The sequence below is a fragment of the Pararhodobacter marinus genome (assembly GCF_003122215.1).
Lineage (GTDB): Bacteria > Pseudomonadota > Alphaproteobacteria > Rhodobacterales > Rhodobacteraceae > Pararhodobacter > Pararhodobacter marinus.
Genome location: NZ_QEYD01000002.1, coordinates 247,907 through 274,478, shown reverse-complemented (window position 1 = coordinate 274,478; position 26,572 = coordinate 247,907). Strand labels below are relative to the sequence as shown.

Below are 26,572 nucleotides of genomic sequence, written 5' to 3'. Positions count from 1 at the left end.
CTTAGCCTTTCATCACGTTGACGTCTTCGACGTCGATCGTGCCGCGGTTTCTGAAGAAGGTCACCAGAATGGCAAGGCCGATCGCGGCCTCGGCGGCGGCAACGGTCAGGACGAACATGGTGAAGACCTGCCCGACCAGATCGCCCAGAAAGCTGGAAAAGGCCACAAGGTTGATGTTCACGCTGAGCAGGATCAGTTCGATCGACATCAGGATGACGATCACGTTCTTCCGGTTCAGGAAGATGCCGAAGATCCCGATGACGAACAGCGCCGCCGCCACCGTCAGGTAATGTTCAAGTCCTACCATTCTCGTCCCTCCGGGTTTTTCACCCGTTAAAATATCCGTTGGCGACCAGCACCGCCGTTATGATCGCCACCGCAATGGCTGTCCATGTGCCGGCGTTCAAAGCCCCTGCCCCGGTTTCACGTCCTTCAGCTCCATCGCCTTGGCCGGGTCGCGCCACATCTGCTGCAGCACGTTCTGGCGCTTGACATCGGCCCGGTGGCGCAGCGTCAGCACGATGGCGCCGATCATCGCGACCAGCAGGATCAGGCCCGAAAGCTGGAACAGGATGAAATACTGGTCGAACAGGATCAGACCCAGCGCACGGGCATTGTCGACCTGCGCCAGATCCGGCGTCACCGCCTGGCGAAGCCCGGGCGCGCCCTCGGCCGTGGACCAGGCGCCGTACAGAAGCGTGAGCTGCATCAGGATCACCAGCCCGACCAGAGCGGCGAGCGGGAAGTAGCGCGTCATCTCGGCCTTCAGTTCGGCGAAGTCGATATCGAGCATCATCACCACGAACAGGAACAGCACCGCGACCGCGCCGACATAGACGATCATCAGCAGCATAGCCAGGAATTCGGCGCCCAGCAGCACGAACAGCCCCGCCGAGGACAGGAAGGTCAGGATCAGCCACAGCACCGAATGCACCGGGTTCTTGGCCGTCACGACCAGAAGGCCCGCGATCACCGCGACGACGGCGAAGGCGTAGAAGGCAAAATCGGCAACGCTCATGCGTCCTTCTCCTTGGTTTCCGCGAAGACGCCCTGGGCCAGTTCCAGCGCCTTCTGCATGGCGGGCAACCCGCCGAACATGCTCATCTGCCAGATCACCTCGGCGATCTCGCGTTCCGTGGCGCCGGCTTCAAGCGCGTGGCGCACGGTCATTTTCAATTGCGGCTCGGCCTGCGCGCCCAGCACGGTCAGCGCGGCGATCGACACCAGAAGCCGCGTCTTGGCGTCGAGCCCTTCGCGGTTGAAGGTCTTGCCGAACCACATCTCCATCATGTCCTTGGACATGGTGGGGATCATCTTCTCGAAGCCCGCCAGCGACATGGTTTCCAGCGCCGGATTGAAGGCCCGCATCATTTCCTGCGAGCTTTCCATCATCTGCTGGAACATCTTGGTATAGGCTTCGGTCATCGGGTCCTCAGCGGTAGGGCGCGTCGAGTTCGAGATTGCGGGCGATCTCGGCTTCCCAGCGGTCGCCGTTATCCAGAAGCTTGGCCTTGTCGTAGAACAGCTCCTCGCGCGTTTCGGTGGCGAATTCGAAATTCGGCCCTTCGACGATGGCGTCGACCGGGCAGGCTTCCTGGCAGAAGCCGCAATAGATGCACTTCGTCATGTCGATGTCGTAGCGCGTCGTGCGGCGCGAGCCGTCCTCGCGCGGTTCGGCATCGATGGTGATCGCCTGCGCGGGGCAGATCGCCTCGCACAATTTGCACGCGATGCAGCGCTCTTCGCCGTTGGGGTAGCGGCGCAGCGCATGTTCACCGCGGAAACGCGGGCTGAGCGGCCCCTTCTCGTGCGGGTAATTCAGCGTGGCTTTCGGCTTGAAGAAATACCGAAGCCCGATGCCGAACCCTTTGAAGAAGTCGACCAGCAGGAAGTATTTGACGGCACGGGTGACGTCGACGGTCATGGATCAGCCTCCGATCGCCCAGCGGGCCCAGAAGCCGCCAAGCACCTCAAATTTCGCAAGGAACGCCACCAGAACGACCCAGCCGAGCGACATCGGCAGGAACACTTTCCAGCCGATGCGCATCAGCTGGTCATAGCGGTAGCGGGGGACGATGGCCTTGACCATCGAGAAGACGAAGAACGCGCCCAGCATCTTGATGACCATCCACCAGATGCCATCGGGCAGGCCCGGAATGGGCGACAGCCAGCCGCCGAAAAACAGCAGCGAGATCAGCGCGCACATCAGCACGACCGCGACCAGCTCGCCGATCATGAACAGCAGGAAGGGCGTGGACGAATATTCGACCTGGTAGCCCGCCACCAGCTCCGATTCCGCCTCCGGCAGGTCGAAGGGCGGGCGGTTGGTTTCGGCCAAGGCCGAGATCAGGAACAGGAACATCATCGGCAGATGCGGGATGAAATACCAGTTCAGCAGCCCGTAATCGCCCCGCTGGGCGTTGACGATGGCGGTCAGGTTCATCGACCCCGTCGAGATGATCACGCCGATGATGATCAGGCCGATCGACACCTCATAGCTGATCATCTGCGCGGCCGAGCGCAGCGAACCGAGGAACGGATATTTCGAGTTCGACGCCCAGCCGCCCATGATCACGCCGTACACTTCAAGCGACGAGATCGCGAAGATATACAGGATCGCCACGTTGATATTGGCCAGAACCCAGCCGTCATCGAAGGGGATCACCGCCCAGGCGGTCAGCGCGCAGACCAGCGTCACCATCGGCGCCATCAGGAAGACGAAGCGGTCGGCCCCGGCGGGGAAGACGACTTCCTTCACGATGTACTTGATGAAGTCGGCAAAGCTTTGCAGCAAGCCGAAGGCACCCACCACGTTGGGCCCCTTGCGCATCTGCACCGCCGCCCAGATCTTGCGGTCGGCATACATGAGGAAAGCCAGCGCCACCAGAAGCGGCACGACGATCAGCAGAACCTGCCCGACGATCAGCAGGAACATCCCGAAATAGTTCGTTGTAAAGAATTCAACCATGGTTCGTCCTCAGACCGTCGGTATCCCCTGCTCGGTGCAATCGGCCACCGTCACTTCGGCGTCGATCGTCCGCGACCCCCGGGGCAAGGCTGGCGAGACGGTATAGACCGCGTCGGCTTGCCAGAGGGTTCCCTCGTTTCCTGTTGTCGTGCGCACATGGCGCGCGAAACCCATGCCCCGGATCAGCGCATATTGCGCCGCCGCGCAGCGGGCATAGGCGATGACGTCGGACGCGCCGCGCGCATTGTCCATCGTCACCACGAAATTCACCAGATCGCCCTCCAGCAGGTAGGTATTCACCCCCCGATACACGGCGTTCTCGGGCGCGCCCATGGCCGGTTCCTCGGGCTGCGGCGCCGAGGCGACGCAGCCCGCCAGCGCCGGGCCTGCCAGCGCAAGGGAAAACAGGGACCAGGGGCGCGGGCGCATGCATCACTCCGCCGCCATCGACGGCGCGTTGCGCGCCGCGGCTGCCGCGCTGAGTTCGGCCATCAGGCTCGACGCGCGGGCGATCGGGTTGGTCAGGTAGAAATCCTTGACCACGGGGCGGAAGGTCGCGTCGCCAAGGCTGTCCTTGGGCAGCGGCTGCCACGCGTTCTCGGGCACCTCGTCGATGAATTCCAGATGCGGCACGGCCTCGATCAGGGCGCGGCGCAGCTGGTTCAGGCTGTCCCATGGCAGGACCTGACCGCATTCTGCCGACAAAGCGCGCAGGATCGCCCAGTTTTCCTTGGCCTCGCCCGGCGCGAAACCGGCGCGCAGGGCCAGCTGCGGGCGGCCTTCGGTATTGACGAAAAGGCCGTTTTCTTCGGTATAGGCCGCACCCGGCAGGATCAGGTCGGCGCGGTGCGCGCCCCGGTCGCCATGGCTGCCCTGATAGATCACGAAGGGACCGGCATCGATGTCCAGCTCGTCCGCGCCCAGATTGTAGATCACATCCGCGCCGTCGGTCGCAGCCAGCAGCCCGCCCTCGGTCACGGCGCCCACATCCAGCGCGCCCACGCGGCTGGCGGCAGTGTGCAGGACCAGCATCTTGCCCGACAGCGCCTGCGCAGCGGCAAGGACGGCAAGGCCATCGGCCTCGGTCACGGCGCCCTGCCCCACGATCACCAGCGTGCCGTCTTCGACCTTGGCGTTCGACAGCGCGGCACGGTCGGTGCCGAGATGCTCGTATTCATACGTCAGGTCCGCCGCCGGGCCGATCAGCGACACGGAGGCACCATGCGTCCAAGCGCGGCGAATGCGGGCGTTCAGCACCGGCGCCTCGTCGCGCGGATTGGTGCCGATCAGCAGGATGTGCTTGGCGGTGTCGATATCCTCGATCGCGGCATTGCCGACATAGGCCGAGCGGTTGTCACCCGGCACGCGCGAGCCATCGGTGCGGCATTCGACCGAACCGCCCAGCGATTCCACCAGCGTTTTCAGCGAGAAGGCCGCTTCGGTCGGGACCAGATCGCCGATCAGGCCCGACAGCTTCTTCGCGCCCTTCATCTTCTCGGCGGCGAGCGTCAGCGCCTCGCCCCAGCCCGCTTTCCGCAGCTTGCCGTTTTCGCGGATATAGGGTGTGTCCAGACGCTGGCGTTTCAGACCGTCCCAGATGAAGCGGGTCTTGTCGGAAATCCATTCCTCGTTCACGCCGTCATGGTTTCGCGGCAGGATGCGCATCACTTCGCGCCCCTTCACATCCACCCGGATGTTCGACCCAAGCGCGTCCATCACGTCGATGGTTTCGGTCTTGGTCAGTTCCCACGGGCGGGCGGTGAAGGCATAGGGCTTCGACACAAGCGCGCCGACCGGGCACAGGTCGATGATGTTGCCCTGCAGGTTCGAGTTCAGCGTCTCGTTGAGATAACTGGTGATCTCGGCATCCTCGCCGCGCCCGGTCTGGCCCATCTGCATGATGCCCGCCACTTCCGAGGTGAAACGCACGCAGCGCGTGCAGGAGATGCAGCGCGTCATGTGGGTTTCGACCAGCGGCCCCAGATCCAGATCTTCCGAGGCGCGCTTGGGCTCGCGGTAGCGCGAGAAATCGACGCCGTAAGCCATCGCCTGATCCTGCAGGTCGCATTCGCCGCCCTGATCGCAGATCGGGCAATCGAGCGGGTGGTTGATGAGCAGGAACTCCATCACCCCTTCGCGCGCCTTCTTGACCATCGGCGAATTGGTCTTGACGACCGGCGGCTCGCCGTCCTTGCCGGGGCGCAGGTCGCGCACCTGCATGGCGCAGGAGGCGGCGGGTTTGGGCGGGCCGCCCACGACCTCGACCAGACACATCCGGCAGTTCCCCGCGATCGACAGACGCTCGTGATAGCAGAAGCGGGGCACCTCGATGCCCGCCACTTCGCATGCCTGGATCAGGGTCATCGCGGGATGAACCTCGACCTCGCGGCCATCGATGATGATCTTGCGGAGATCTGTCATGGCTTACCTTGTTCTCATGAGTTGACCGGCGGGCGAGCCGGCTGCCATCTCGGCGCGCCCGAGGGCGCAATAGGTTTCAGCATTGCCTTCGACGACGCCGTTGGCCTCGTAATAGGCGCCGACTTCGTCACGCAGGCGCGCCTCGGTGGAATCGGCGGTCTGGAAGGCGCGGATCTGACGGCGCGAATAGCCATAAGCGCGGGCCTGATTGTAGAGCCCGAAGATATACGACGTCGCGGCGATCCGGCGCGGCTCGATGCTGTCGCAATTGTTGTCGATGTCCCACGCCATGGCGAGCTGGAACAGCCCGGCCCAAAGCTGCGGATCGGCCCCGAGGGTCGCGTTGACCTCGTCCTGGCTGACCTCCTGCGCGGTGGCGGGAGTGGCAAGGGCAAGGGCGGTGGCCGCAAGGGCGGTTTTCAGGGTTTTCATGCGAAGTCCTTTGGTTACGCGCCAATCGGCGCGCGCGGACCCTAGCATGACCGCCCGACGGGACGCGTTCACAGACCCGCGCTTGCGGCAGCGATCCGCCGACGCGCAGGCGCGGGCCGGATCGTGCGGGACAAGGGCGGGTTGCAGATGCATCGCGGGTTACTCGGCGGCGGTGAGCGACACGCGGCCGCCCTTGTGGATACGGATACGGTCTTCGATCTCGTCACGGAAATGGCGGATCAGACCCTGGATCGGCCAGGCGGCGGCATCCCCCAGCGCGCAGATCGTGTGGCCTTCGACCTGCTTCGTCACCGACAGCAGCATGTCGATTTCCTCGACCTCGGCCTCGCCCTTCACCAGGCGGTCCATGACGCGCATCATCCAGCCGGTGCCTTCACGGCACGGCGTGCACTGGCCACAGCTTTCATGCTTGAAGAACGCCGACAGGCGCCAGACGGCTTTGACCACGTCGACCGACTTGTCCATGACGATCATGCAACCGGTGCCAAAGGACGACTGGTTCTCGCGCATCCAGTCGAAATCGAAGATCGCGTCTTCCAGCTTTTCCTTGGGCAGGATCGGGCAGGACGCGCCGCCGGGGATGATGGCTTTCAGGTTGTCCCAGCCGCCCCGGATGCCGCCGCCATGCTTCTCGATGATCTCGCGCACGGTGAGCGACATCTGCTCTTCGAACACGCAGGGCGTGTTCACATGGCCCGTCAGGCCCATCAGCTTGGTGCCCGCATTGTTCGGCCGCCCGAAGCTGGCGAACCAGCTGGCACCGCGGCGCAGGATGGTGGGCACGACGGCGATGGATTCGACGTTGTTCACGGTCGTGGGGCAGCCGTAAAGGCCCGCGCCCGCCGGGAAGGGCGGCTTCATGCGCGGCATGCCCTTCTTGCCCTCAAGGCTTTCGATCAGCGCGGTTTCCTCGCCGCAGATATAGGCGCCGGCGCCATGCGCGAGGTACAGGTCGAAATCCCAGCCCGAGCCGGCGGCATTCTTGCCCAGCATGCCCTTGTCATAGGCTTCGTCGATCGCGGCCTGCAGCGCTTCGCGCTCGCGGATATACTCGCCCCGGATGTAGATATAGGACGCATGCGCCCCCATCGCGAACGAGGCGATCAGCGCGCCTTCGATCAGCGTGTGCGGATCGTGGCGCATGATCTCGCGGTCCTTGCAGGTCGCGGGTTCGGATTCGTCGGCGTTGATGACCAGGTAATGCGGACGGCCATCGCTTTCCTTGGGCATGAAGGACCATTTCAGCCCCGTCGGGAAACCCGCGCCGCCCCGGCCACGCAGCCCGGAATCCTTCATTTCCTGAATGATCCAGTCCCGCCCCTTGGCGATGAGGTCGGCCGTGCCGTCCCAATGGCCGCGTGCCATCGCGCCCTTCAGGGAACGGTCGTACATCCCGTAGAGATTGGTGAAGATCCGGTCCTGATCCTTCAGCATCGCCTATTCCTTGTTGTTCCGGCGCGCGCGCCAGACCCCGAATAACAACCACAGCGCCATCGCGAAGCTGGCCATCGCGGCCAGATCGAAAAAGGCGAGCGTGCGCTGGGACCAGCCCAGCTCTTCGCCGAGCGCCAGAACCAGCAGCCATGCAATGCCCGTGCCGGCGATCAGGAACGATGCGAAGCGTCCCTGTCTGGCCAGAGCTTGTTGCGTGTTGCGGGTCATGGCGTCCTGTCGGTCCCGTTTCATTGCGTCAGTACACGTCGCCCTTGTCGACGCGCTTGGAGAATTCCGTGTCCTCGCCCGCTGCAAGCTGCCGGGCCTGCGCGACCCAGTCGTCGCGGGTCACACGGCCCTTGAAGCCTTCGAGATTGCTGTCGACCCAGGCGATTTCCTCGGGCGTCCAGTTGGCGATCTGGTCGAAATGGTAAAAGCCCATCGAATGGCAGAGCTGTTCCAGTTTCGGACCGATCCCCTTGATCCGCTTCAGATCGTCCGCCCCACCCTCGCGCGGGGCGTCAAGCGTTGCGGGCCGGGTCTGTTCGGTCTCGGTTTGGGCCTCGCCTTCGGACGCCGCATTCGCCGCCGCCGCAGCTTCGGGCTGGGCGGGGTTCTGACCGGCCTTCTCGGCGGGGATCACGTCACGGGTGTCTTCGACCGGCGTCTTGACCTCGTTCGGAGCGCCGCCCAGACGCGACGAGACGGGCTTGCCCTTGGGCTTCGAGACCGGCTTGTCGGTGCGGTCGAGCCATGGCGTCAGCAGCGGCACCTCGGTGCCGTCGATCCGCTTGATCGTGTCGCCCAGATGCAGCGCAGCCGCGACCGAGGCGTTGTGTTCCTCGACCCGGTCGCCTTCGGTCAGCACCACGGGACCGCCCTTGGCTTCCGAGCTGAAACGCCCGTTCTGCGGGCCCGGCGTCGGCACGCGACCGGCGGCCAGTTCATCAAGGATCCAGCCCAGTTTCTCGGCGGTCAGATCCTCGTAGTAATCCTTGCCGATCTGCACCATCGGCGCATTGGCGCAGGAGCCGAGGCATTCGACCTCTTCCCACGAGAACTTGCCATCCGACGACAGCTGATGCGCGCCGGGCGCGATCTTGTCGCGGCAGACCGAAATCAGGTCCTCGGCGCCGCAGATCATGCAGGTGGTGGTGCCGCAAACCTGAACATGCGCCACCGAGCCCACCGGCGAGAGCTGGAACATGAAATAGAAGGTCGCGACTTCCAGCACGCGGATATGCGCCATGCCCAGCAGGTCGGCGACGTACTCGATGGCCGGACGGCTGAGCCAGCCTTCCTGCTCCTGCCCACGCCACAACAGCGGGATCACCGCCGAGGCCTGACGCCCCTCGGGATACTTGCTGATCTGGCCCTTGGCCCAGTCCAGATTGGCGGGCGTGAACTCGAAGCTCGCGGGCTGTTCGTGATGCAATCGACGCAGCATCAAAGGGCTCCTGACTGGCACCGGCGCTGGACGAAAGCCAGAGCCGGTCGGGACCCGCGCGCGAACACGGGCAAGACTTGGGGATGACGGATCATTCGCCGGCCCCCTCTTCGGTGGCGCCGTCCGCACCCGCGCCGTCCTGGGCGGGCATCGGGGGCATCTCGGGCATCGCCTGACGCTCGTTCCAGCTGGCGATCAGCGCGGCGAGCGTCGGCGCGTCCTGCGCGGGATCGGCGTTGCACAGAGTGTCCGAGAGCCGCAGCTCGGTACCGTCTTCGGACACGCTTGCCAGTTCGCCGTCCAGCAGCACCGCAACGATGTCGCGGGTCGATACCGGCGTGAAGCCCAGGGGCGGCAGCTCGGTCTGCGCGGCGGCGTCGGTCAGCGCGCAATCCTGCGCGCGGATCGCGGCGATCAGCTCGGCCCCGCGTTCGGGGTCGAAATCCGGCACCCAGGGTTCCAGCGTCGGCTCCTGGCGCGCGAAGGCCTCGACGATGATCTCCATCGCGGCGTCGCCTTCGGCTTCGCACAGCACGGGCGCAAGCGTCAGGGTCTGGTTGTCCTCGGACAGGCTGACAAGCCCCGCCGAAAAGAACGTATCGACGAAGGCCTGAACCTCGACCGGGTCAAGCTCGAGCGGCGAGAGCGCCGCTTCGGCCTCGTCTGCATGCATCGCGCAACCGTTGCCGCGCAGCGCATCGACGAAGATCCCTGCCCGTTCGGGCGTGAAGGCCGCGGCAGGCACAGCCGCGACCAGCGAGAGCGCGGTCGCGAGGAAAGCCGGTTTCACAAAGCTCAACGGTCCACCTCGCCGAACACGATGTCCATGGTGCCGATGATCGCCGCGACATCGGCCAGAAGATGGCCCGAGGCGACATGGTCCATGGATTGAAGATGCAGGAAGCCCGGCGCCCGCAGCTTGGCGCGGTAGGGTTTGTTGGTGCCATCGGCGACCAGATACACCCCGAACTCGCCCTTGGGGGCTTCGACCGCGGCATAGACTTCGCCGGCAGGGACGTGGAAGCCTTCGGTATAAAGCTTGAAGTGATGGATCAACGCTTCCATCGAGGTCTTCATCTCGCCGCGCTTGGGCGGCGTGATCTTGCCCCGGGCCAGGATGTCGCCCTGCCCGTCGGGCGCGCGCAGCTTGGCAATCGCCTGCCGGATGATCGAGGTCGACTCGCGCATCTCCGCCATGCGGACAAGGTAACGGTCGTAGCAATCGCCGTTCTTGCCCACCGGGATACGGAAGTCGAATTCATCATAGCATTCATAGGGCTGCGAGCGGCGCAGGTCCCAGGCCAGGCCCGATCCGCGCACCATCACGCCCGAATAGCCCCATTGCAGGATCTCTTCCTCGGTGATGACGCCGATATCGGCGTTGCGCTGCTTGAAGATCCGGTTCTCGGTCAGCAGCGTGTCGATATCATCAAGGACGCGCGGGAAGGCTTCGGCCCAGGCCTCGATATCGTCGATCAGCGCAGGCGGCAGGTCCTGATGCACGCCGCCGGGACGGAAATAGGCGGCATGGAAGCGCGCACCGCAGGCCCGCTCGTAGAAGATGACCAGTTTCTCGCGCTCTTCGAAGCCCCAGAGCGGCGGCGTCAGCGCACCCACATCCATGGCCTGCGTTGTGACATTGAGCAGGTGGTTCAGCACCCGGCCGATCTCCGAATACAGCACCCGGATCAGCGAGGCGCGGCGCGGCACCTCGACACCGGTCAGCTTTTCGATCGCCATGCACCAGGCGTGTTCCTGGTTCATCGGCGCGACGTAATCCAGCCGGTCGAGATACGGCAGGTTCTGCAGATAGGTGCGGCTTTCCATCAGCTTCTCGGTGCCGCGATGGAGCAGCCCGATATGCGGGTCGCAACGCTCGACGATCTCGCCGTCGAGTTCCAGAACCAGCCGCAGCACGCCGTGGGCCGCCGGGTGCTGGGGCCCGAAGTTGATGTTGAAATTGCGGATTTTCTGCTCGCCTGTCTGGGCGTCAGTGAATCCTTTCGATCCGTCCATCATCGCTGCAACCTCCGTCGCATCGTTAAGCCTTCCCGCCTCATGCCGAGGCCGGCGTGGAAGCAAAGCGCGCGTGCCATTTGCCGGGCACGGCCGCCTCCCCCATCGCCTTGCACACGGCGTCGTATTGCGGGCGCAAAAGTTCCGTCAGACGCGCGATCTGATCGGGGCGCATCGTCGCGTCCTGACCGACATTGCGCGCGTCGAGCAAGTCCAGCTCCTCGCGGTGAAGCCCGAGGAAATCCTGGATGCCGTCCACCGTATCGCGCTGGAACAGGGTCTCGAAGAAGATCACCTTGCGCCGCTCGGCCGGGACCGAGGCGGTCAGGCAATCGAGCGTGCGGGCGTAATCGCTGCGCTGCCAGTGCCCACCCGCCGGAACCTCGATCCAGGTGTCGAGCAGGCGGCGGCAGGCCTCTTCGAAACTGAGATCCCGTGCGGCGATATCCGCGGCTTTCGGCCCGGCCTTGGGCCCGCGCGCATCGTCGACGCGCATCCGCACCGAGGACCAGAACCGCGCCACAGGCTCGCGCAGGATGAACAGGAAGCGGGTATCGCCCAGCCCCGCCATCGCGCGAAACGCCTCGCCCGGCAGGAACGCATAAGCCGGCGTCGTGTCGATCGCCACCTGCCCCGGCTTCAGCCCTTTCGAGACGACATCCACATAACCCTGATGCGTCAGGTCATGCTGATCGACCGCCTGTTGCAGACGGCGCACGCGCGCGGCCTCGCCCGCCTTGCCCTTGGCGTCGAGCGTGGCGAGCCGGCGGCGGCGCATCTTGTCGCCGATCTGCGAGGGACCGTAGAGGCCATCGAAGTAATGCAGTTCCTTCATCGGCCCAGTGCGGGTCATGGAATGATGCCGCAGCACATCGTGCAGCCAGCTCGTCCCAGCCTTCTGCGCACCGATGCACAGAAAGAGCGACACACCGTCCGGCAGGCGGGCGGTGGTCGGGGCGTCGTTGCTGGCCGCGCTCTGGCTCATCCCTTGGCCCTTTCGTCGCCGGGCAGGATGTAATCCGCGCCTTCCCAGGGCGACATGAAGTCGAACTGGCGGTATTCCTGCACCAGCTTCACGGGTTCGTAGACGACGCGCTTGGCGGCCTCGTCGTAGCGGACCTCGACATAGCCGGTGGTCGGGAAATCCTTGCGCAGCGGATGACCCCGGAAACCGTAATCGGTCAGGATGCGGCGCAGATCGGGATGGCCCGAGAACAGGATCCCGAACATGTCGAAAACCTCGCGCTCGAACCAATTGGCCGAGGGGTGTTCGGTCACGATGGACGGCACCATCTCATCCTCGCGCACGGCGGCCTTCACGCGGATTCGCTGGTTCCGGTACATGCTGAGGAAGTGATAGACCACGTCGAACCGGGCGCGGCGCTGCGGGTAATCGACGGCGGTGATATCCACCAGCGTCGAGAATTTGCAGGTCTCGTCGGTCTTCAGGAACCGCACGAAGGCGGGCAGTTCGGCAACCGGCACGGTAACATTGAGCTCACCATACGCGATCTCGCAATCGGCGATGGCCTCGCCCTGCTTGGCGCTGATGTAATCGGCCAGTTCGGTCATGGACATGGCGTTCTCCTCAGCGGATCAGGGTGCCGGTGCGGCGGATCTTCCGCTGCAGCTGCAGGATGCCGTAGAGCAGCGCCTCGGCCGTGGGGGGGCAACCGGGAACATAAATGTCCACGGGCACGATCCGGTCGCAGCCGCGCACCACCGAGTAGCTGTAATGGTAATACCCGCCGCCATTGGCGCAGGACCCCATCGAGATGACGTAGCGCGGCTCGGGCATCTGGTCGTAGACCTTGCGCAGCGCGGGCGCCATCTTGTTGGTCAGCGTGCCCGCCACGATCATCAGGTCCGACTGACGCGGGCTGGCGCGCGGTGCGGTGCCGAAGCGTTCGAGGTCGTAGCGCGGCATCGAGGTATGCATCATCTCGACCGCGCAGCAGGCCAGGCCGAAGGTCATCCAGTGCAGCGAACCGTTGCGCGCCCAGTTGATGATATCGGCGGTCGAGGTCAGCAGGAAACCCTTGTCCTGCAGCTCGGCATTGAGCGCCTGCGTCGCGTGTTCGCGGTCGGCCCCGGCGGTATTGGCTCCGGTCATCACTCCCATTCGAGAGCCCCTTTCTTCCATTCATAGGCGAAGCCGATCGTCAGCACGCCAAGGAACACCATCATCGACCAGAAGGCGGTCATGCTCAGGTCGCCGAAGGCCACGGCCCAGGGGAACAGGAAGGCGATCTCGAGGTCGAAGATGATGAACAGGATCGACACCAGGTAGAAGCGCACGTCGAATTTCATCCGCGCGTCGTCGAAGGCGTTGAACCCGCATTCATAGGCCGAGACCTTTTCCGGGTCGGGATTGCGCACCGCGATGACCATCGCCGAGAGCATCAGGACGAGGCCAAGCGCGATGGCGATTCCCAGAAAGATGATGATGGGGAGATAATCTCGGAGAAGGTCGTCCAAGGGTGGCTCCTTTTGGCGTCCGCAAGGTCGGTCGCAGCTCAAGTTGGCTCGTTGCCCCGTTTACTCCCGCCTCGGTCGCGGGTCAACCGAGGGGGGGCCGCTGCAAGGGTCTGATTTTACGCTTTTCGCCCCCGGCACGCGGCGGGATGCGGGATTCACCAAGCCTGCCCGCGCGGCACGCGCTGCTCTGCGGCGAAAGCGCACGCTGCGGCACGGCGTCGCGCGACTCGGGGCGGATCGGGATTGATCGGGGCCCGAGGAATTGCCCCGTGGCTTGCGTCGCGCGGGGGCGCTGCCCCCGCACCCCCGGGATATTTATGGCGTAAAGATGAGGCGCGCGGCCGCACCCGACGCTCAGTCCGGCGCGGCCCAGCGGGGTTTGCGGCGTCCGAAGAAGGCGGCGATGCCCTCTTCTGCCTCGGCGCTTTCCCAGCGCGCGACCAGTTGGGCGATGGAATGCTCGACATCATTCGCGCCGATGGCCCCGCCCAGCCGCAAGGTCAGCGCCTTGGCCGAAGCCACGGCGCCCGGCGCGCAGGACAGGTAGGGCGCGATCTCGGCCTCGATGGCGGCGTCGAGCGCCTCCGGCGCCACGGCCCGGGCCAGGAGCCCCAGCGTCACCGCCTCGGGCGCGTCGAAAAGCCGCGCGGACATGAAGACACGCCGCGCCATCGCCTCGCCCATCCGGGCCAGCACGTAGGGTCCGATCGTCGCCGGGATCAGCCCGAGCCGCGTTTCGGTCAGGCCAAAGCGCGCCGTCTCGACCCCGATCGCCACGTCGCAGACCGACACGAGCCCCAGCCCGCCGCCATAGGCCGGACCCTGAATGCGCCCGATGACCGGCTTGGGCAGCGCGTTCCACGCCCCCAGCATCGACGCCAGCGCGCGCGCGCCCTCGGCCCGCTCCGCGGCGCTCGCCTTCATCTGCGCCTGCATCCAGCCCAGATCGCCCCCCGCGCAGAAGCTTCTGCCCGCCCCCGTCAGCACCACCGCCCGCACGGCGTCATCGGCACCCAGCCGTGCCGCCGCGGCGGCGAGTTCCTCGATCATCGCGGCCGACATCGCGTTATGCTTGTCGGGCCGGTTGAGCGTGAGCGTCGCCACCCCCCGCGGATCAAGTGTCAGGTCGAGGGTTTCAAAGGTCATCGCGGCTCTCTCATCGTGCGGGCCAAGGCGGCGGCGCGGTCGATCACCGCGCGGTCGAGGCCGGTGGAAAATCCCAGCGACTGAAGCCGGTCCATCGCCGCCTCGGTCGCCACATTGCCCTGCGCGCCGGGCGCATAGGGACACCCGCCAAGGCCGCCCACGGCTGAATCGAAGACCCGCAGCCCGAAGCCGAGAGCGGTCTCGATATTGTCGCAGGCCCGCCCGCCGGTATCGTGGAAATGCCCGGCCAGCCGCGCGGGCGCAACCGCCCCGGTCACGGCTTTCAGCATGGCGGCGATGCTCTCTGGCGTGGCGCGCCCCACCGTATCGCCGAGGCTGATCTCGTAGCAGCCAAGCGCGGTCAGCTGCTCGGCCAGCGCCGCCACGGCGCCGGGCGGCGTGGGCCCGTCAAAGGGGCAGTCGGTCACGCAGGAGACATAGCCGCGCACCGGCAGGCCCTGTTCCTTCGCCGCCTCGAGGATCGGCAGGAAGCGCGCGATCGACTCGGCGATGGTGCAATTGAGATTGGCCTTCGAGAATCCCTCGGAGGCCGAGGCGAAAATGGCGATCTCGTCGGCGCGGGCGGCGCGTGCGCCCTCATAGCCCCTCAGGTTGGGCGTGAGCGCGGCATAGGACACGCCCGGCGCGCGGCGGATCCCCGCCAGCACCTCGGCGCCGTCGGCCATCTGCGGCACCCATTTCGGCGAGACGAAACTCGCCACCTCGATCCGCCGGAACCCGGCCTGCGACAGCAGGTCGACGAGCGCGATCTTCTCGCCCGTGGGGATCGGCCGCTTCTCGTTCTGCAACCCGTCGCGGGGGCCGACCTCGAAAAGCTCCACGCGGTCCGCCTGGTCAGTCATGGTAACGCTCCTGCAGATACAGCTCGGCCGGGCCATCCTCGGCCTGCGCGGCGCGGAAGGCCGGGCGCGCGATCAGCCGGGCATGCCAGGCGGAAACACGCGAAAGACCCTCCAGCGGCACGAAACGCCGCGCCAGGTCGACCGAGGCCCCGGTCATGATATCGGCGGCGCTGAAATCCTTGAGCAGCCAGTCGCCCGACAGCGCCGCCTCCAGCCCCTCCAGCGCCCGCCGGAGGCGCAGCGCTTCGAGCTTCTGTACCACCGGGCTGCGATCGGCGGGCCTCAGCACGATGTGATGGAAGGTCAGCTGCGCCAGGTGCTGCGCCAGCGTCTCGCCGTAATGCAGCCATTCCAGATACGCCCCCCGCTCGGCGTGATGCGCGGTCCGGGTCAGCGCCGGCGCGCGGGTCTCGGCCAGGTATTCCAGGATCGCGCCGCTCTCGAACAGGGTAAGTCCGTCAACCTCGACCACCGGCACCCGCCCCGCGGGAGAGATTTTCAGGAAATCGGGATCGCGCAACCCCTTGCCGCCGAAGCTGTGATAGCGCACCGCATGCGCAAGCCCGGTCTCGTGCAGGAACCACAGGATCCGGAAACTGCGCGATTGCGGCGCATGGTGCAGCGTGATCATCGTCTCTCTCCCCTGACCCGCAATGAAACCGCAGCCGGGGCCGCGCGCAAGCGTGACGCAGCGGAGCGCCCCTTCCGTCGCCCGCTACTTCACTTTGCCACAAATACTCCGGGGGTCCGGGGGCAGCGCCCCCGGCACCTGCCCTCCCGTCACGACGCACCGAGCGAGGCGCCCGCCGGGGCGCGCAGCGCCCCGGCCCGGCCCAACGGGAGGGCCATGATCTGCGATCATGCGCCCGACGGGCGGGAGCCGCCAGGCTGCCGGTCAGTGCGGAAATGTCAGTAGATCCCACCCGCAGAAAGCGTGCCGAAATTGGTCTGCGCCGGAACCTCGATTGTCTCGCCCGGGGCTTGCTGGTCGACCGGGACCTCGATCCCGTCCTCGTTCAGCATCATCTGCACATCGGGTTCGAAGACCGGCAGCGACATGCCCATCGCAAAGCCGCCATCGATCAGCGCGTCGATGCCGAAGACCGGCTCTTCGCCGTCGCGGAAGTACTCGGACACCACGTCGCCGCCGCTGCCATCGGCCACGCGCTCGCCGGTATGGCGGTCGATGGCGATGAAATGTCCGCCCGGCGGCACGGCAAAGCGGCCGCCGCCGAATTCCTCGATCGCCTCCAGCATGAATTCCTGGAAGACCGGCGCGCACATGCCGCCGCCCGAGGCGCTGCGCCCCAGCGAACGCGGGCGGTCGAAGCCGATATAGCAGCCCGCCACAACGGTCGAGGAAAAGCCCACGAACCACACGTCGCGCGCGTCGTTGGTGGTGCCGGTCTTGCCCGCGATCGGCACCGGCAGGCGCACCGCGCCCGAGGCCGTGCCGCGCTGGACCACGCCCTGCATCATCGAGGTCAGCTGATAGGCGGTGATCGGATCCATCACCCGCTGGCGGCGCGAGGCGATCCACGGCGCCTGCCCGGCCGGCAGGTCGGGCTGGGTGCATTCGATGCATTGCCGCTCGTCATGGCGATAGACGGTACGGCCCCAGCGGTCCTGCACGCGGTCGACCAGCGTGGGCTCGACCCGCTCGCCGCCATTCGCGAACATCGCGTAAGCCGCCACGACGCGGAACAGCGTGGTCTCCTGCGCGCCCAGCGAATTGGCAAGGAAGGGCTGCAGCCGGTCATAGACGCCGAAGCGTTCGGCATAGCCCGCGACGACCTCCATTCCCACTTCCTGCGCCAGCCGAACGGTCATCAGGTTGCGCGATTGCTCGATCCCCAGCCGCATCGGCGCCGGGCCCAGGAAATCGTGTCCGGCATTGTTGGGTCGCCAGATCCCGTCGCCGGTATCGATCTCGATCGGTGCGTCGATGATGATCGTGGCGGGGGTGAAGCCCGAATCCAGCGCGGCGGCATAGACGAAGGGTTTGAAGCTGGACCCCGGCTGGCGCATTGCCTGCGTGGCGCGGTTGAACGAGCTTTCCTGATAGCTGAAGCCGCCCTGCATGGCGATCACGCGGCCGGTATTGACGTCCATCGCCATGAAGGCGCCCTGCACCTCCGGGATCTGGCGCAGCGACCAGCGCTGGAAGCTGCCATCTTCGTCCGAGGTGATGGCGCGGACATAGACCACGTCGCCTTCGCTCAGCGTGTCGGCCATCGATCCCGGCAGCCAGTTGATATCGGGGCGATCCACCTGGCCCGTGCCCTCGATCCCCTCGATGCCCAGCTCGGCGCGGTCGGGCGTCACCGACAGCACCACCGCCGGGCGCCACAGATTGTCGAGCGTGATGTCGCGCGCGAGGTCGGTCTCGGCCAGCGCCTGCCGCCAAGCCTCTTCCGAGGCCCGCTGCTCGTCGGTCAGGCGCACGCCGGTGCCGCGCCAGCGCCCCTGGCTGCGGTCGAAGCGTTCAAGCGCGCGCTGCAGCGCATGGGCCGCCGTCACCTGCAATTCGGGATGCACGGTGGCGCGGATCGACAGGCCGCCGGTGAAGAATTCCTCTTCCCCGAAGGTCGAGGACAGCTGGCGCCGGATCTCGTCCGAGAAATAGTCGCGGTCGGGCAGGCTCTGGCGGAACGCGTCGATATCACCGCCCTGCACGGTCAGGAGCGGGCGCGCGCGCGCCGCCTCGGCCTCTTCGCGGGTGATGTAGCCGTTATCGGCCATCTGCCCCAGCACCCAGTTGCGGCGCTCGGTCACGCGGTCGCGGGCGCGGACCGGGTGGTATTGCGACGGCGCCTGCGGCAGCGAGGCGAGGAAGGCCATTTCTTCGACCGTCAGCTCTTCGAGCGTCTTGTTGAAATAGGTCTGCGCCGCGGCGGTAACGCCGAACGAGTTCTGGCCCAGGAAGATCTCGTTGAGATAGAGTTCAAGGATCTCGTCCTTGGACAACGTCTGCTCGACGCGGAAGGCAAGGATGATCTCGCGGATCTTGCGCTCGACCGTGCGGTCCGAAGACAGCAGGAAGTTCTTCATCACCTGCTGCGTGATGGTCGAAGCGCCGCGCAGGTTGCGCCCGCGAGAGACGACCGCATCGCGCGCCGCCGAGATCATCGCCAGCGGGTTGAAGCCCTGATGCTCGTAGAAAAAGCGGTCCTCGGCCGAGATGAAGGCCTGCCGCAGAAGCGGCGGGATATCGTCGATCGGCGTGAACAGCCGGCGCTCGCGGGCGAATTCGTCCATCATCTCGCCTTCGCCCGAATAAACTCGGCTGATCATCGGCGGCTCGTAATTGGCCAGCTGTTCGGTCGAGGGCAGATCGTGCGTGTAGACCCAGATCACCCCGCCGACGGTCAGTGCGGCAAACACCGTGCCCAGCATGATAAAGCTGAACAGGCCGCCGAAGAACGAGAGAATGGCTCGGGTCAAGGATGCGCTCCGGGTCGAGGCAGGATGTCGAGGGGTTCGGGCTTCGTCTATACACAAGCGGCGCGCGGGTCAAAAGCCTAGCGCGCGCGGATGCGGGAAATCGCGCAAGCGTGAGCGCGCATGCGAGGACCGGAGACCGGGGCACGACCGCGACGGGGCCACGACGCAACCAAGACGGGACGACGACGGGCTGAGGGACCGCGCCCAACCTCCGGCGTCAGCGCAGCCGCAGGTCCTGCAGCGCCACCTCGCCCGCGACCCAGGTATCCAGCGCGGCAATCAGCGCGCGCTCCATCTGCGTGCGCCAGCGCCGGTCGCCCAGCCGTGCGCGGTCCGCGTCCGAGGACAGAAACCCAAGCTCGACCAGCACCGAAGGCACCGAAGGCGATTTCAGCACCGAGAACGCCGCCTGCTGCCACGGATGGCGGTGCATGTGCAGATCGGCGTCGCGGATGCCGCCCACAAGCGCGCGCGCCAGCCGGTCGGTGGCGGGACGGGTCTGCACCCGCGCCATGTCCATCAGCACCCCCGCGACGGTGTCGTCGGTGCCCGTCAGGTCCACCCCGCCCCCCATCAGGTCGTCGCGGTCATGGCGTTCGGCCAGCGCGGTGGCGGCGGCGTCGGCGGCGCCCTCGGCCAGCGTGTAAACGGTGGCGCCCACCGCCTCGCCATCGGCAAGGGCGTCGGCGTGAAGCGACAGGAAGACATCGGCCTGCGCGGCATGGGCGACGGTGATCCGCGCCTCGAGCGAGACGAACACGTCGCTGTCGCGGGTCAGCACGACCTCGTAGCGCCCCGTGCGTTCGAGTGCCTCGGCCAGCTCGCGCGCGAAGGTCAGCGTGACGTTGGCCTCCTGCGTCCCCTCATGAACCGCCCCGGGATCGACGCCGCCATGCCCGGGATCCAGCACCACCAAAGTGGGCCGCATCCCCAGGGGCGCCCGCCCGCCCCCGCCGCGCAGCGCGCTGTCGGGAATGCCGTTATCGGTGGCCGCCAGCGCGGCGGCCTGCCGCGCGAAATCCGCCTCGTCGATCGGCGAGAGCCGAAGTGCCAGCCGCGCGGCGCCGGTTTCGGCGTCCGAGGTCAGGCCCGCGCGGGTGAATCCCATGGGCTGGTCAAGTTCGATCACCAGCCGCGACCAGCCGCTGCCCGCATTGCCGGTCCGCAGCGCCGTGGCCTGCCCGTCCAGCGGGATCGTCGCCGGGTCCAGATCGCCCCAATCCAGCGTGCGGAAATCCACCACCGCGCGCGGCGGATCTGCCAGGAGCCTCGTGCGCCACGGCACCGGCTGGCTCAGCGGGATCCCGACCAGCAGGTCGCGCCGCTCGGATTCGAGCGTGATTTCCCCGTCCAGCCGCGCCACCGCGCCAAGCTGCGGATCGGCGTTCTGCGCGCGCAGAGGGGCGCTGCAAAGCATCAGCAGCAGGATCAGGAGACTGCCAAGCACCCCTCTGCTCCCGATGCGCGTTCCGATGCTGGGCATGCCGTTCTCCGCTGCTTGGGGACGCCGCGCCGGTTTCAGGGCGCGCGCCATTCTTCTGCTCGCTTCCGGTCGTAGCGCGAAAGTCGCGCCGGGAAAATCCCCGTGCCGCAGCCCCGGGTTGCGGGGGGCGGCGAAACGGTTCACGATTGGGTCAGAGATTGCACACAGGTCGCTATCCGGTCTTGTGTCGCGCCGCCGCGCCGCGCACTCTGCGCGCGTTTCAGATGACCAGGAGCCCGCCCCCATGATCCGCATGTCCGCGATCGCCGCAACCCTCGCCGCCTGTCTCGCGACCACGTCGCTGAGCACCCTGCCCGCCATGGCACAGACGGCACCGGCGACCGAACAGGAGCGCGAGGCATTCGGCGCCGCGGTGCGCGCCTATCTGATGGAACATCCCGAAGTCATCTTCGAAGCCGTCGGCGAATACGAACGCCGGCAGGAAGCGCAGCAGGCCGAGATGGACCTGGCGCTGGTCGAGATCAACGCCGACGACATTTTCGACGACGGCCATTCCTGGATCGGCGGCAATCCCGAGGGCGACATCACGCTGGTCGAGTTCATGGATTACCGCTGCGGCTATTGCCGCCGGGCGCAGCCCGCGGTCAGCGAACTGATCGCAAGCGACGGCAATATCCGGCTGATCGTCAAGGAATTCCCGATCCTCGGCCCGCAATCCGAGATCATGAGCCGCTTTGCCGTGGCCGTGCAGCAGGTGGGCGGCGACGAACCCTATGCCGAGATCCACGAAGCGCTGATGAGCTGGGAGGGCGATGTCACGCCCGAGGATCTGCGCGCCATGGCCGAGGATCTGGGCCTTGATGCGACCGAGATCATGGCGGCGATGAACGGCGATGACGTGACCCGGATCCTGCAGGCGAATCACGCTTTGGCCGAGCGGCTGCGCATCACCGGCACCCCCACCTTCGTGATGGGCGCCGAGGGCGGCGCGACCGAGCTTCTGCGCGGCTACCTGCCGCTCGACGCAATGCAGGCCAGTGTGGCAGAGCTGCGCGGCTGACGCGCGGACCGGACAGCCCGTGAACATCACCCGCCGATCCCAGCGCGGCCCGGGGGCGCCTTTCCGTCGCCTTCTCGCCGCCGCTCTTGCCGCCCTGCTGACCCTTCCGGCTGCGGGCGGTGCCGCTCTGGCCGGGCCCGTCCCCGGCTCGGACGACGACGATTTCCGCCGCGCACGCGCCGCTTGGCTGCAGGATGACGAAGCCTCGGCCTTGCCCGCGCTCGCGCAGCTGGCTGCCGACGGCAACCGGGCCGCGCGTCTGCTTCTGGGGCGGATCGATACGATGCCGATCCTGCAAGGCCCTTACCTGGCCCATCTGCCCGCCGCCGAGCGCAATCCGCTGATGCGCGCGCCGGGCGGGCTGTCGGGGCTGAACTGGCTGCCCTTTGCCGGGGAGCATCCGGTGGTCCGCGCGCTCGACACGCTGCGCCGCCCCTATTCGGCCGAGGATGGCGGCATGGAGGCTGCCGAGACGCTGAAGCGCGAGGGCGAGCCGCTGGCCGCACGCGCGGCGGCGATGGTGCTGGCGGGGCGCGGCCATCCCGGCCTGCGCCACATGACCCCCGAGACGCTGCGCTCGCCGCTCATTGACCGCGAGCTTCTGTTCCTCGTCTGGCGCCATGCCGATCGCGACGCGCGCGACCGGGTGGGCGCGATGGTCTCGGACATCCATCCGCAGCGCGCGCTGATGGGCCTGTCGGTCGCGCCCGAGGGCACGGCGCTGTGGTTACGCGAAAGCCGCGCCGCCGCGCCTCTGGTCGCGCTGTGTTCGGTGGTCTGCCCGGCGGATGCCAGCGCCTGCCTGACCGGCGCCTATCGCGCGGTGGGCGGGCACGAATTGCTGTTGCGCATCGCCTCGCCCGCGGAATCGCTGATTTCGCAGGAAGAATTCCTGGCCAGCCCCCGGGGTCGCGCCAGCGTGCTGCGGCGGATGATGCTGGCGCATACGCTGCGCGCACGGGGCGAGATGCTGGCGCGCCTGCAGGAACGGGCGCCGTGCCTCGCCGCCGCGCTCGAGGCCGAGATCGAGCGCTATCGCCGCCGTCTGCCCGCGCTCGAACCCCGGCCCTGACAGGCCGCGGGGTTTCCACGGGTTCCTTGTTTTCCACGGGCTTCATGCGAAAAACGCCGCCCCGAGGGGCGGCGTTTTCATAACGGGCCTGAAGGCCATGGATCGGCGACCACGGCAGCGGGCTGTCCCGCGCCGGATCAGCGTGGCGCGATCATCATCACCATCTGGCGGCCTTCAAGCTTGGGCATGTTCTCGATCTTGCCGATTTCCTCGACATCCGCGGCGACGCGGTTGAGAAGTTCCATCCCCAGCTGCTGGTGCGCCATTTCGCGCCCCTTAAAGCGCAGCGTGACCTTGACCTTGTCACCCTCGCCCAGGAACTTCTGCACCGAACGCATCTTGACGTCGTAATCGTGGGTATCCGTGTTCGGACGGAACTTGATTTCCTTGATCTCGATCGTCTTCTGCTTTTTCCGGGCTTCGGCTTCGCGCTTCTGCTGTTCGTATTTGAACTTGCCGAAATCCATGATCTTGCAGACCGGGGGCGTGGCATTGGGCGAAATCTCGACAAGGTCAAGACCGGCCTCTCCTGCCAGTGCCATCGCCCGGGCGGGCGGAACGACGCCGATATTTTCGCCTTCTGCCCCGATAAGTCGGACTTCGGGTGCGCGAATGCGGTCGTTCACGCGGGGTCCGGTATCGCGGCTGGGCGGTGCGTTGTGGGGTCTGCGAGCTATGGTCGGATTCCTTCTGTTGTCTGACGGGCGAAAAATAGTCCCGGCACCGCAAGGTTGCAAGGGAAAGCAGCGAAGGAACCGCATTTGCGCCGCGGACCGCCGGCACGCAGGCCCTCGGTGCTGCCGCCCGCACGGTTGCGGGGATCCGTCGCGGCCCTGGCAAGGGAAAACCCTTGGATCGGGGCCGGGCTGCCATTGCCTTTGGCGGTCCGGGATGCAACATTTTCAGGGCAAAGCATTGAGGACAAAGTCATGAAAAAGATCCTGATCATCGCGGCCATCGTGCTGGCGGCCGGTCTTGGCATCTGGGTCGCGCGCGAACAACCCGCGCCGCAGCCCGACCCGACCCCGGCGCCCGCGCCGCAGGAGCCCATCGGGGAAACCGCGCCCGTGGCGCCGGTGCCCGACGCGCCCGACACCCCCACCCCGCTTGAGAACGCCGCCGAAAGTGTCGAGCAGGCGGTCGAGGAAACCGCGCAAAGCCTGGGCGAAGCTGTGGACGGCCTGACCGAGAGCGCCGGACAGGCCATCGACGAGGCGGTCGGGTCGGCCTCGGACGCCGCGCGCGAGATTGCCGAGGATGCCGCCCGGATGTCCGAAGACGCCGCCGAGAGCACCGATGCCGCTCTGGACGCCGCCGGCGATGAGGCCGCCGAGGCCGCACAGGCGGCAGGCGAGGCGACCGAACAGGCCGCCGACGCCACGGGCGAAGCGCTCGATGACGCGGCTGCCACGACCGAAAGCGCCGCCGAGAACGCCATGGACGCCGCCGGCACGATCGCCAGCGATGCGGCCGAGGCGACCTCGGACGCCGCCGAAGGGGTGGTCGAAGGCACCGAGGCCATGGTCGAAGACGCGGTCGATGCCACGCAGGAGGTCGGAAGCGAAGCCGTCGAAGGGGCCGAGAACGCTCTGGACGACGCGGCGGGCGCCGCCGAGGAAGCCGCGAGCGAAACCGCCGAGGCGACCGAGGATGCCGTTCAGGCCACCGGTGACGCGGCGGAAGCTGCGGCGAGCCGGGCCGCTGAAGTGACAGAAGACGCGGCAGAGGCCACCGCCGAAGCGACCGGGGACGCCGCGCAAGCGACGGAGGAGGCGGCGGAAGCCACCGCCGAGGCGACCGGGGATGCCGCCGAAGCCACGGCAGAAACCGTGGGCGACGCTGCCGAAGCGACGGAAGACGCCGCGGGCGATGCCGTTGCCGCGACCGGCGCCGCCGTCGAGGAAACGGGCGAGGCGATCGAAGCGACGGGCGAGGCGATCACCGAGGAAGCCACCGAGGAAACCGCCGAGATGGCGCCTTCGGTCGCCCCGGCGCCCGAGATGGAAGCCGCGCCGGCAACCGAGGCTCCGGAAGCCGGGACCATGGATGCGTCCGACGCCACCGCGACCGAAGCGGTTGTCGACGGCTCGATGGCGACGCCCGCCGTGCCCGCGACCGAGGCCGAGATCGACACGCTCTTCACCGAGGAGGGCTATGATTTCGACACCGCCGTCGCGGTGGTCGATGCCTCGGACCTGAGCGACGCGGACAAGGCCACAGCGCGCGCCGAGCTGGAAGCCGCACAGGATGACCCCGACGCCCTGCCCGCCGCTCTGGAACAGGTCCGCGAGATGCTCGACCTCTGAGCCTTCAATCGGCAGAATCCGAAACGGGCGGCGGGGCGACCTGCCGCCCGTTTTCCTTTGCTGCGATTGCCGGTATCGCACACCTCCGCGAACACGAAGGAAGCCCCGATGATCCGTCTGGCCGTGGCGCAGGACGAAGCCGCGATTAGAGATGCCGCCGAGCGGGCCTATGCGCCCTATGTTCCGCTGATCGGGCGCAAGCCCGCGCCGATGCTTGCCGATTACGCGGCGCAGATCGCAGCGGGGCTTGTGCATGTCGCGCTCAGCAAGGCGGGCGCCTTTCAGGGCTTCATCGTGTTCCGCCCCCAAGGCCACGCCATGTCGCTGGAAAACGTGGCCGTCCTGCCCGAGGCGGCGGGACAGGGCATCGGCCGGGCGCTGATCGGCTATTGCGAGGACATGGCGCGGGCGGAAGGGCTGCGCGCGGTACGGCTTTACACCAATGCGAAGATGGCGGCGAATCTGACGCTTTATCCTAGACTGGGCTATGTCGAAATCGACCGGCGGGTCGAGGACGGCTTCGACCGCGTCTACTTCGAAAAACCCCTGCGCTGAACGCGAAACGCCCGCGGCCTTGGGGCGCGCGGGCGTCACAGGTGAGAGAGCCGGTTCAGACCCCGTCGCCGACGAAAGCTTTCTCCACCACGTATTCCCTGGGTTCGCTGTTGGCGCCCTCGCGCAGGCCAAAGCCTTCCAGCACCTCTTTCACATCGAGATTGAAAGCCAGCGAGCCGCAAACCATCGCGCGGTCCTCGTCCGCGTTCATGCGCGGCAGGTCGAGATCCGCGAACACCTTGCCCGAGGAAAGGTTGTCGGTGATCCGGCCCGTATGATGGAAGTCTTCGCGCGTGGTGGTCGGGTAATAGCGCAGCTTGCCCTCGACCATCTCGCCGATCAGGGGATCATCGCGCAGATCCTCGACCAGTTTGCGGCCGTATTCCAGCTCGGCCACGGTGCGACAGGTATGCATCATGATGACCTGTTCGAACTTCTCGTAGGTCTCGGGGTCGCGCATGAGCGAGGCGAAGGGCGCGATGCCGGTGCCGGTGGCCAGGAACCAGACGCGCTTGCCGGGCAGAAGCGCGTCATGGACCAGCGTGCCGACGGGTTTGGGCCGCAGGATGATTTCCTGCCCCACCTCGATATGCTGCAGTTTCGAGGTCAGCGGCCCGTCGGGCACCTTGATCGAGTAGAATTCCAGCTCGTCGTCCCAGCTGGGCGAGGCGATGGAATAGGCGCGCAGCAGCGGCTTTCCGTTGTCGCCCATCAGGCCGATCATGACGAATTCGCCCGAACGGAAGCGCAGGCTCTGCGGGCGCGTGCAGCGGAACGAGAACAGCGTGTCGGTCCAGTGGGTGACCTGCGTGACGGTTTGCGCGTCGGGCAGGGTCTTGACCTTCGGAGCGGAGCCGGGCGTCGCGGCATCGGTCATGATACGGCCTTTCGATCTGGGCGTTCGGTCAGGAAGTGCGCGTCGTGATACGGGGATTCCGGGGCAAAGAGAACCCCCGCTCTGGGCCTGCGGTGCTGCGTCGCGGCACCGGAGCGGGACGCGATCTCAGCGGATCGGCGCATCCCGGCGGGGCGCCCCGCCTCCGCGCCTTGCGGGCGACCAGTCGGGCACGTTGCGCCAGTGTTCGGCCGGTTGAAGCCGCGCCTGTTCGGGGTCGAGCTCGATCTCGTCGAAGCCCGCGCGGCGCGCCATGGTATAGATCCGCGCCAGCACCGCGCCATGCGCGCGCAGCCGTCCGCGATACCCGGTGCGCCGGATCGCCTGTGCCAGATCCAGCGCCGCGACATCGCCGAAATGGCGCATCTTCACGCGCACCAGCCCGATCTGCGGCAAGAGCCGGCACAGCCGCGCCCATTCTTCGCGGCCGAGCTGCGGCGTGGACAGGTCGACACCGGCCTGCCCGGGCGCATTCGACAGGGCCGCCAGCGGGACGTAGCCCGCCTGCCAGTCCTCGGGCATGAAGCCCCCGTCCTTCACGAGTATGGTCATGGTTCCCATCCGCCGCCT

At 66.8% G+C, this 26,572-nt stretch carries 29 protein-coding genes; 4 read left to right on the top strand and 25 right to left on the bottom strand.

The features are described from left to right. Window position 1: 1 nt before the first annotated feature. The 22 genes from nuoK to C4N9_RS22475 all read right to left on the bottom strand — a co-directional run bounded on the left by nuoK (window position 2) and on the right by C4N9_RS22475 (window position 19,598). Window positions 2–307, bottom strand: a complete 306-nt coding sequence (gene nuoK, locus C4N9_RS03920) for an NADH-quinone oxidoreductase subunit NuoK (RefSeq protein WP_109531988.1) — start codon at window positions 305–307, stop codon at window positions 2–4. A gap of 96 nt (window positions 308–403) precedes the next feature. Further along, entirely contained in the window at window positions 404–1,018 is a 615-nt protein-coding gene (locus C4N9_RS03915; RefSeq protein ID WP_109531987.1) for an NADH-quinone oxidoreductase subunit J, read from the bottom strand. After that, window positions 1,015–1,425 carry a carboxymuconolactone decarboxylase family protein gene (locus tag C4N9_RS03910; RefSeq protein WP_109531986.1) on the bottom strand — a complete coding sequence of 137 codons (411 nt, stop codon included), beginning with the start codon at window positions 1,423–1,425 and terminating at the stop codon, window positions 1,015–1,017. The genes C4N9_RS03915 and C4N9_RS03910 overlap by 4 nt, the downstream gene beginning before the upstream one ends. Window positions 1,426–1,432: 7 nt before the next feature. After that, entirely contained in the window at window positions 1,433–1,924 is a 492-nt protein-coding gene (nuoI, locus tag C4N9_RS03905; protein ID WP_109531985.1) for an NADH-quinone oxidoreductase subunit NuoI, read from the bottom strand. A 3-nt stretch (window positions 1,925–1,927) separates the two neighbouring features. Further along, entirely contained in the window at window positions 1,928–2,968 is a 1,041-nt protein-coding gene (gene nuoH / locus C4N9_RS03900; RefSeq protein WP_109531984.1) for an NADH-quinone oxidoreductase subunit NuoH, read from the bottom strand. A 9-nt stretch (window positions 2,969–2,977) separates the two neighbouring features. After that, window positions 2,978–3,397: a hypothetical protein gene (locus C4N9_RS03895; protein ID WP_109531983.1), complete on the bottom strand. Its 420-nt coding sequence runs from the start codon at window positions 3,395–3,397 to the stop codon at window positions 2,978–2,980. A 3-nt stretch (window positions 3,398–3,400) separates the two neighbouring features. Then, on the bottom strand, window positions 3,401–5,389 hold the full coding sequence (nuoG, locus tag C4N9_RS03890; RefSeq protein WP_109531982.1) for an NADH-quinone oxidoreductase subunit NuoG: 1,989 nt from the start codon (window positions 5,387–5,389) through the stop codon (window positions 3,401–3,403). Window positions 5,390–5,392: 3 nt separating this feature from the next. Further along, window positions 5,393–5,821, bottom strand: coding sequence for a DUF5333 domain-containing protein (locus tag C4N9_RS03885; RefSeq protein WP_109531981.1), 429 nt, complete (start codon window positions 5,819–5,821; stop codon window positions 5,393–5,395). 159 nt (window positions 5,822–5,980) lie between these two features. Further along, window positions 5,981–7,276, bottom strand: a complete 1,296-nt coding sequence (gene nuoF / locus C4N9_RS03880) for an NADH-quinone oxidoreductase subunit NuoF (RefSeq protein ID WP_109531980.1) — start codon at window positions 7,274–7,276, stop codon at window positions 5,981–5,983. A gap of 3 nt (window positions 7,277–7,279) precedes the next feature. Beyond that, entirely contained in the window at window positions 7,280–7,504 is a 225-nt protein-coding gene (locus C4N9_RS03875) for a DUF5337 domain-containing protein (RefSeq protein WP_109531979.1), read from the bottom strand. Window positions 7,505–7,532: 28 nt separating this feature from the next. Continuing rightward, complete coding sequence (locus tag C4N9_RS03870) at window positions 7,533–8,723, bottom strand: NADH-quinone oxidoreductase subunit E (protein ID WP_109531978.1); 1,191 nt, start codon at window positions 8,721–8,723, stop codon at window positions 7,533–7,535. A gap of 91 nt (window positions 8,724–8,814) precedes the next feature. After that, the gene (locus tag C4N9_RS03865) at window positions 8,815–9,522 is read right to left on the bottom strand and encodes a hypothetical protein (protein WP_109531977.1); all 708 of its coding nucleotides are present in this window, start codon (window positions 9,520–9,522) and stop codon (window positions 8,815–8,817) included. Further along, a complete protein-coding gene (locus C4N9_RS03860) occupies window positions 9,519–10,739 on the bottom strand; it encodes an NADH-quinone oxidoreductase subunit D (RefSeq protein ID WP_210403981.1) in 1,221 nt (406 codons plus the stop codon). Before C4N9_RS03860 ends, C4N9_RS03865 begins: the two co-directional genes overlap by 4 nt. Before the next feature lie 40 nt (window positions 10,740–10,779). After that, window positions 10,780–11,724, bottom strand: a complete 945-nt coding sequence (locus tag C4N9_RS03855) for a sulfotransferase (protein ID WP_109531975.1) — start codon at window positions 11,722–11,724, stop codon at window positions 10,780–10,782. Continuing rightward, window positions 11,721–12,311: an NADH-quinone oxidoreductase subunit C gene (locus C4N9_RS03850; protein WP_245902464.1), complete on the bottom strand. Its 591-nt coding sequence runs from the start codon at window positions 12,309–12,311 to the stop codon at window positions 11,721–11,723. Before C4N9_RS03850 ends, C4N9_RS03855 begins: the two co-directional genes overlap by 4 nt. A 16-nt stretch (window positions 12,312–12,327) precedes the next feature. Then, on the bottom strand, window positions 12,328–12,861 hold the full coding sequence (locus tag C4N9_RS03845; RefSeq protein WP_210403976.1) for a NuoB/complex I 20 kDa subunit family protein: 534 nt from the start codon (window positions 12,859–12,861) through the stop codon (window positions 12,328–12,330). Next, a complete protein-coding gene (locus C4N9_RS03840; RefSeq protein ID WP_109531972.1) occupies window positions 12,852–13,217 on the bottom strand; it encodes an NADH-quinone oxidoreductase subunit A in 366 nt (121 codons plus the stop codon). The genes C4N9_RS03845 and C4N9_RS03840 overlap by 10 nt, the downstream gene beginning before the upstream one ends. A 354-nt stretch (window positions 13,218–13,571) precedes the next feature. Continuing rightward, window positions 13,572–14,363 (bottom strand): crotonase/enoyl-CoA hydratase family protein, encoded by a 792-nt coding sequence (locus C4N9_RS03835; RefSeq protein WP_109531971.1) that lies wholly within the window; start codon window positions 14,361–14,363, stop codon window positions 13,572–13,574. Beyond that, the gene (locus tag C4N9_RS03830) at window positions 14,360–15,226 is read right to left on the bottom strand and encodes a hydroxymethylglutaryl-CoA lyase (RefSeq protein ID WP_109531970.1); all 867 of its coding nucleotides are present in this window, start codon (window positions 15,224–15,226) and stop codon (window positions 14,360–14,362) included. The genes C4N9_RS03835 and C4N9_RS03830 overlap by 4 nt, the downstream gene beginning before the upstream one ends. Further along, window positions 15,219–15,857, bottom strand: coding sequence for a glutathione S-transferase family protein (locus tag C4N9_RS03825; protein ID WP_109531969.1), 639 nt, complete (start codon window positions 15,855–15,857; stop codon window positions 15,219–15,221). Before C4N9_RS03825 ends, C4N9_RS03830 begins: the two co-directional genes overlap by 8 nt. A gap of 278 nt (window positions 15,858–16,135) precedes the next feature. Then, the gene (locus tag C4N9_RS03820; RefSeq protein WP_109531968.1) at window positions 16,136–18,670 is read right to left on the bottom strand and encodes a penicillin-binding protein 1A; all 2,535 of its coding nucleotides are present in this window, start codon (window positions 18,668–18,670) and stop codon (window positions 16,136–16,138) included. Between the two features lie 217 nt (window positions 18,671–18,887). Beyond that, a complete protein-coding gene (locus C4N9_RS22475; RefSeq protein WP_425440794.1) occupies window positions 18,888–19,598 on the bottom strand; it encodes an N-acetylmuramoyl-L-alanine amidase family protein in 711 nt (236 codons plus the stop codon). Window positions 19,599–20,397: 799 nt separating this feature from the next. On the opposite strand from C4N9_RS22475, the gene C4N9_RS03810 reads away from it, so the two are divergent. After that, the gene (locus C4N9_RS03810) at window positions 20,398–21,174 is read left to right on the top strand and encodes a DsbA family protein (RefSeq protein ID WP_109531967.1); all 777 of its coding nucleotides are present in this window, start codon (window positions 20,398–20,400) and stop codon (window positions 21,172–21,174) included. 19 nt (window positions 21,175–21,193) lie between these two features. Continuing rightward, a complete protein-coding gene (locus C4N9_RS03805) occupies window positions 21,194–22,246 on the top strand; it encodes a hypothetical protein (RefSeq protein WP_109531966.1) in 1,053 nt (350 codons plus the stop codon). Between the two features lie 137 nt (window positions 22,247–22,383). On the opposite strand, the gene infC is transcribed toward C4N9_RS03805, so the two are convergent. Further along, window positions 22,384–22,872, bottom strand: coding sequence for a translation initiation factor IF-3 (gene infC / locus C4N9_RS03800; protein ID WP_245902446.1), 489 nt, complete (start codon window positions 22,870–22,872; stop codon window positions 22,384–22,386). Between the two features lie 303 nt (window positions 22,873–23,175). Between infC and C4N9_RS03795 the strand changes: the two genes are divergently transcribed. Both C4N9_RS03795 and C4N9_RS03790 read left to right on the top strand, forming a co-directional pair. Further along, window positions 23,176–24,552: a hypothetical protein gene (locus C4N9_RS03795; protein ID WP_109531964.1), complete on the top strand. Its 1,377-nt coding sequence runs from the start codon at window positions 23,176–23,178 to the stop codon at window positions 24,550–24,552. 108 nt (window positions 24,553–24,660) lie between these two features. Then, window positions 24,661–25,107, top strand: a complete 447-nt coding sequence (locus C4N9_RS03790; RefSeq protein ID WP_109531963.1) for a GNAT family N-acetyltransferase — start codon at window positions 24,661–24,663, stop codon at window positions 25,105–25,107. A 55-nt stretch (window positions 25,108–25,162) separates the two neighbouring features. On the opposite strand, the gene C4N9_RS03785 is transcribed toward C4N9_RS03790, so the two are convergent. Continuing rightward, entirely contained in the window at window positions 25,163–25,984 is an 822-nt protein-coding gene (locus tag C4N9_RS03785; protein WP_109531962.1) for a ferredoxin--NADP reductase, read from the bottom strand. 126 nt (window positions 25,985–26,110) lie between these two features. Continuing rightward, on the bottom strand, window positions 26,111–26,554 hold the full coding sequence (locus tag C4N9_RS03780) for a DUF934 domain-containing protein (protein WP_168192110.1): 444 nt from the start codon (window positions 26,552–26,554) through the stop codon (window positions 26,111–26,113). Window positions 26,555–26,572: the final 18 nt, after the last annotated feature.

Bases quoted from the DNA above. Each gene is read 5' to 3' on its own strand.
- nuoI (WP_109531985.1), bottom strand. From the start codon at position 1,924: ATGACCGTCGACGTCACCCGTGCCGTCAAATACTTCCTGCTGGTCGAC.
- C4N9_RS03785 (WP_109531962.1), bottom strand. From the start codon at position 25,984: ATGACCGATGCCGCGACGCCCGGCTCCGCTCCGAAGGTCAAGACCCTG.
- C4N9_RS03870 (WP_109531978.1), bottom strand. From the start codon at position 8,723: ATGCTGCGTCGATTGCATCACGAACAGCCCGCGAGCTTCGAGTTCACG.
- C4N9_RS03915 (WP_109531987.1), bottom strand. From the start codon at position 1,018: ATGAGCGTTGCCGATTTTGCCTTCTACGCCTTCGCCGTCGTCGCGGTG.
- C4N9_RS03875 (WP_109531979.1), bottom strand. From the start codon at position 7,504: ATGACCCGCAACACGCAACAAGCTCTGGCCAGACAGGGACGCTTCGCA.
- C4N9_RS03910 (WP_109531986.1), bottom strand. From the start codon at position 1,425: ATGACCGAAGCCTATACCAAGATGTTCCAGCAGATGATGGAAAGCTCG.
- C4N9_RS03850 (WP_245902464.1), bottom strand. From the start codon at position 12,311: ATGACCGAACTGGCCGATTACATCAGCGCCAAGCAGGGCGAGGCCATC.
- C4N9_RS03830 (WP_109531970.1), bottom strand. From the start codon at position 15,226: ATGACTGACCAGGCGGACCGCGTGGAGCTTTTCGAGGTCGGCCCCCGC.
- C4N9_RS03895 (WP_109531983.1), bottom strand. From the start codon at position 3,397: ATGCGCCCGCGCCCCTGGTCCCTGTTTTCCCTTGCGCTGGCAGGCCCG.
- C4N9_RS03810 (WP_109531967.1), top strand. From the start codon at position 20,398: ATGATCCGCATGTCCGCGATCGCCGCAACCCTCGCCGCCTGTCTCGCG.
- C4N9_RS03790 (WP_109531963.1), top strand. From the start codon at position 24,661: ATGATCCGTCTGGCCGTGGCGCAGGACGAAGCCGCGATTAGAGATGCC.
- C4N9_RS03825 (WP_109531969.1), bottom strand. From the start codon at position 15,857: ATGATCACGCTGCACCATGCGCCGCAATCGCGCAGTTTCCGGATCCTG.
- nuoH (WP_109531984.1), bottom strand. From the start codon at position 2,968: ATGGTTGAATTCTTTACAACGAACTATTTCGGGATGTTCCTGCTGATC.
- nuoG (WP_109531982.1), bottom strand. From the start codon at position 5,389: ATGACAGATCTCCGCAAGATCATCATCGATGGCCGCGAGGTCGAGGTT.
- C4N9_RS03860 (WP_210403981.1), bottom strand. From the start codon at position 10,739: ATGGACGGATCGAAAGGATTCACTGACGCCCAGACAGGCGAGCAGAAA.
- C4N9_RS03835 (WP_109531971.1), bottom strand. From the start codon at position 14,363: ATGACCTTTGAAACCCTCGACCTGACACTTGATCCGCGGGGGGTGGCG.
- C4N9_RS22475 (WP_425440794.1), bottom strand. From the start codon at position 19,598: ATGCGGCCCACTTTGGTGGTGCTGGATCCCGGGCATGGCGGCGTCGAT.
- C4N9_RS03845 (WP_210403976.1), bottom strand. From the start codon at position 12,861: ATGGGAGTGATGACCGGAGCCAATACCGCCGGGGCCGACCGCGAACAC.
- C4N9_RS03885 (WP_109531981.1), bottom strand. From the start codon at position 5,821: ATGAAAACCCTGAAAACCGCCCTTGCGGCCACCGCCCTTGCCCTTGCC.
- nuoF (WP_109531980.1), bottom strand. From the start codon at position 7,276: ATGCTGAAGGATCAGGACCGGATCTTCACCAATCTCTACGGGATGTAC.
- nuoK (WP_109531988.1), bottom strand. From the start codon at position 307: ATGGTAGGACTTGAACATTACCTGACGGTGGCGGCGGCGCTGTTCGTC.
- C4N9_RS03795 (WP_109531964.1), top strand. From the start codon at position 23,176: ATGAAAAAGATCCTGATCATCGCGGCCATCGTGCTGGCGGCCGGTCTT.
- C4N9_RS03780 (WP_168192110.1), bottom strand. From the start codon at position 26,554: ATGACCATACTCGTGAAGGACGGGGGCTTCATGCCCGAGGACTGGCAG.
- C4N9_RS03855 (WP_109531975.1), bottom strand. From the start codon at position 11,724: ATGAGCCAGAGCGCGGCCAGCAACGACGCCCCGACCACCGCCCGCCTG.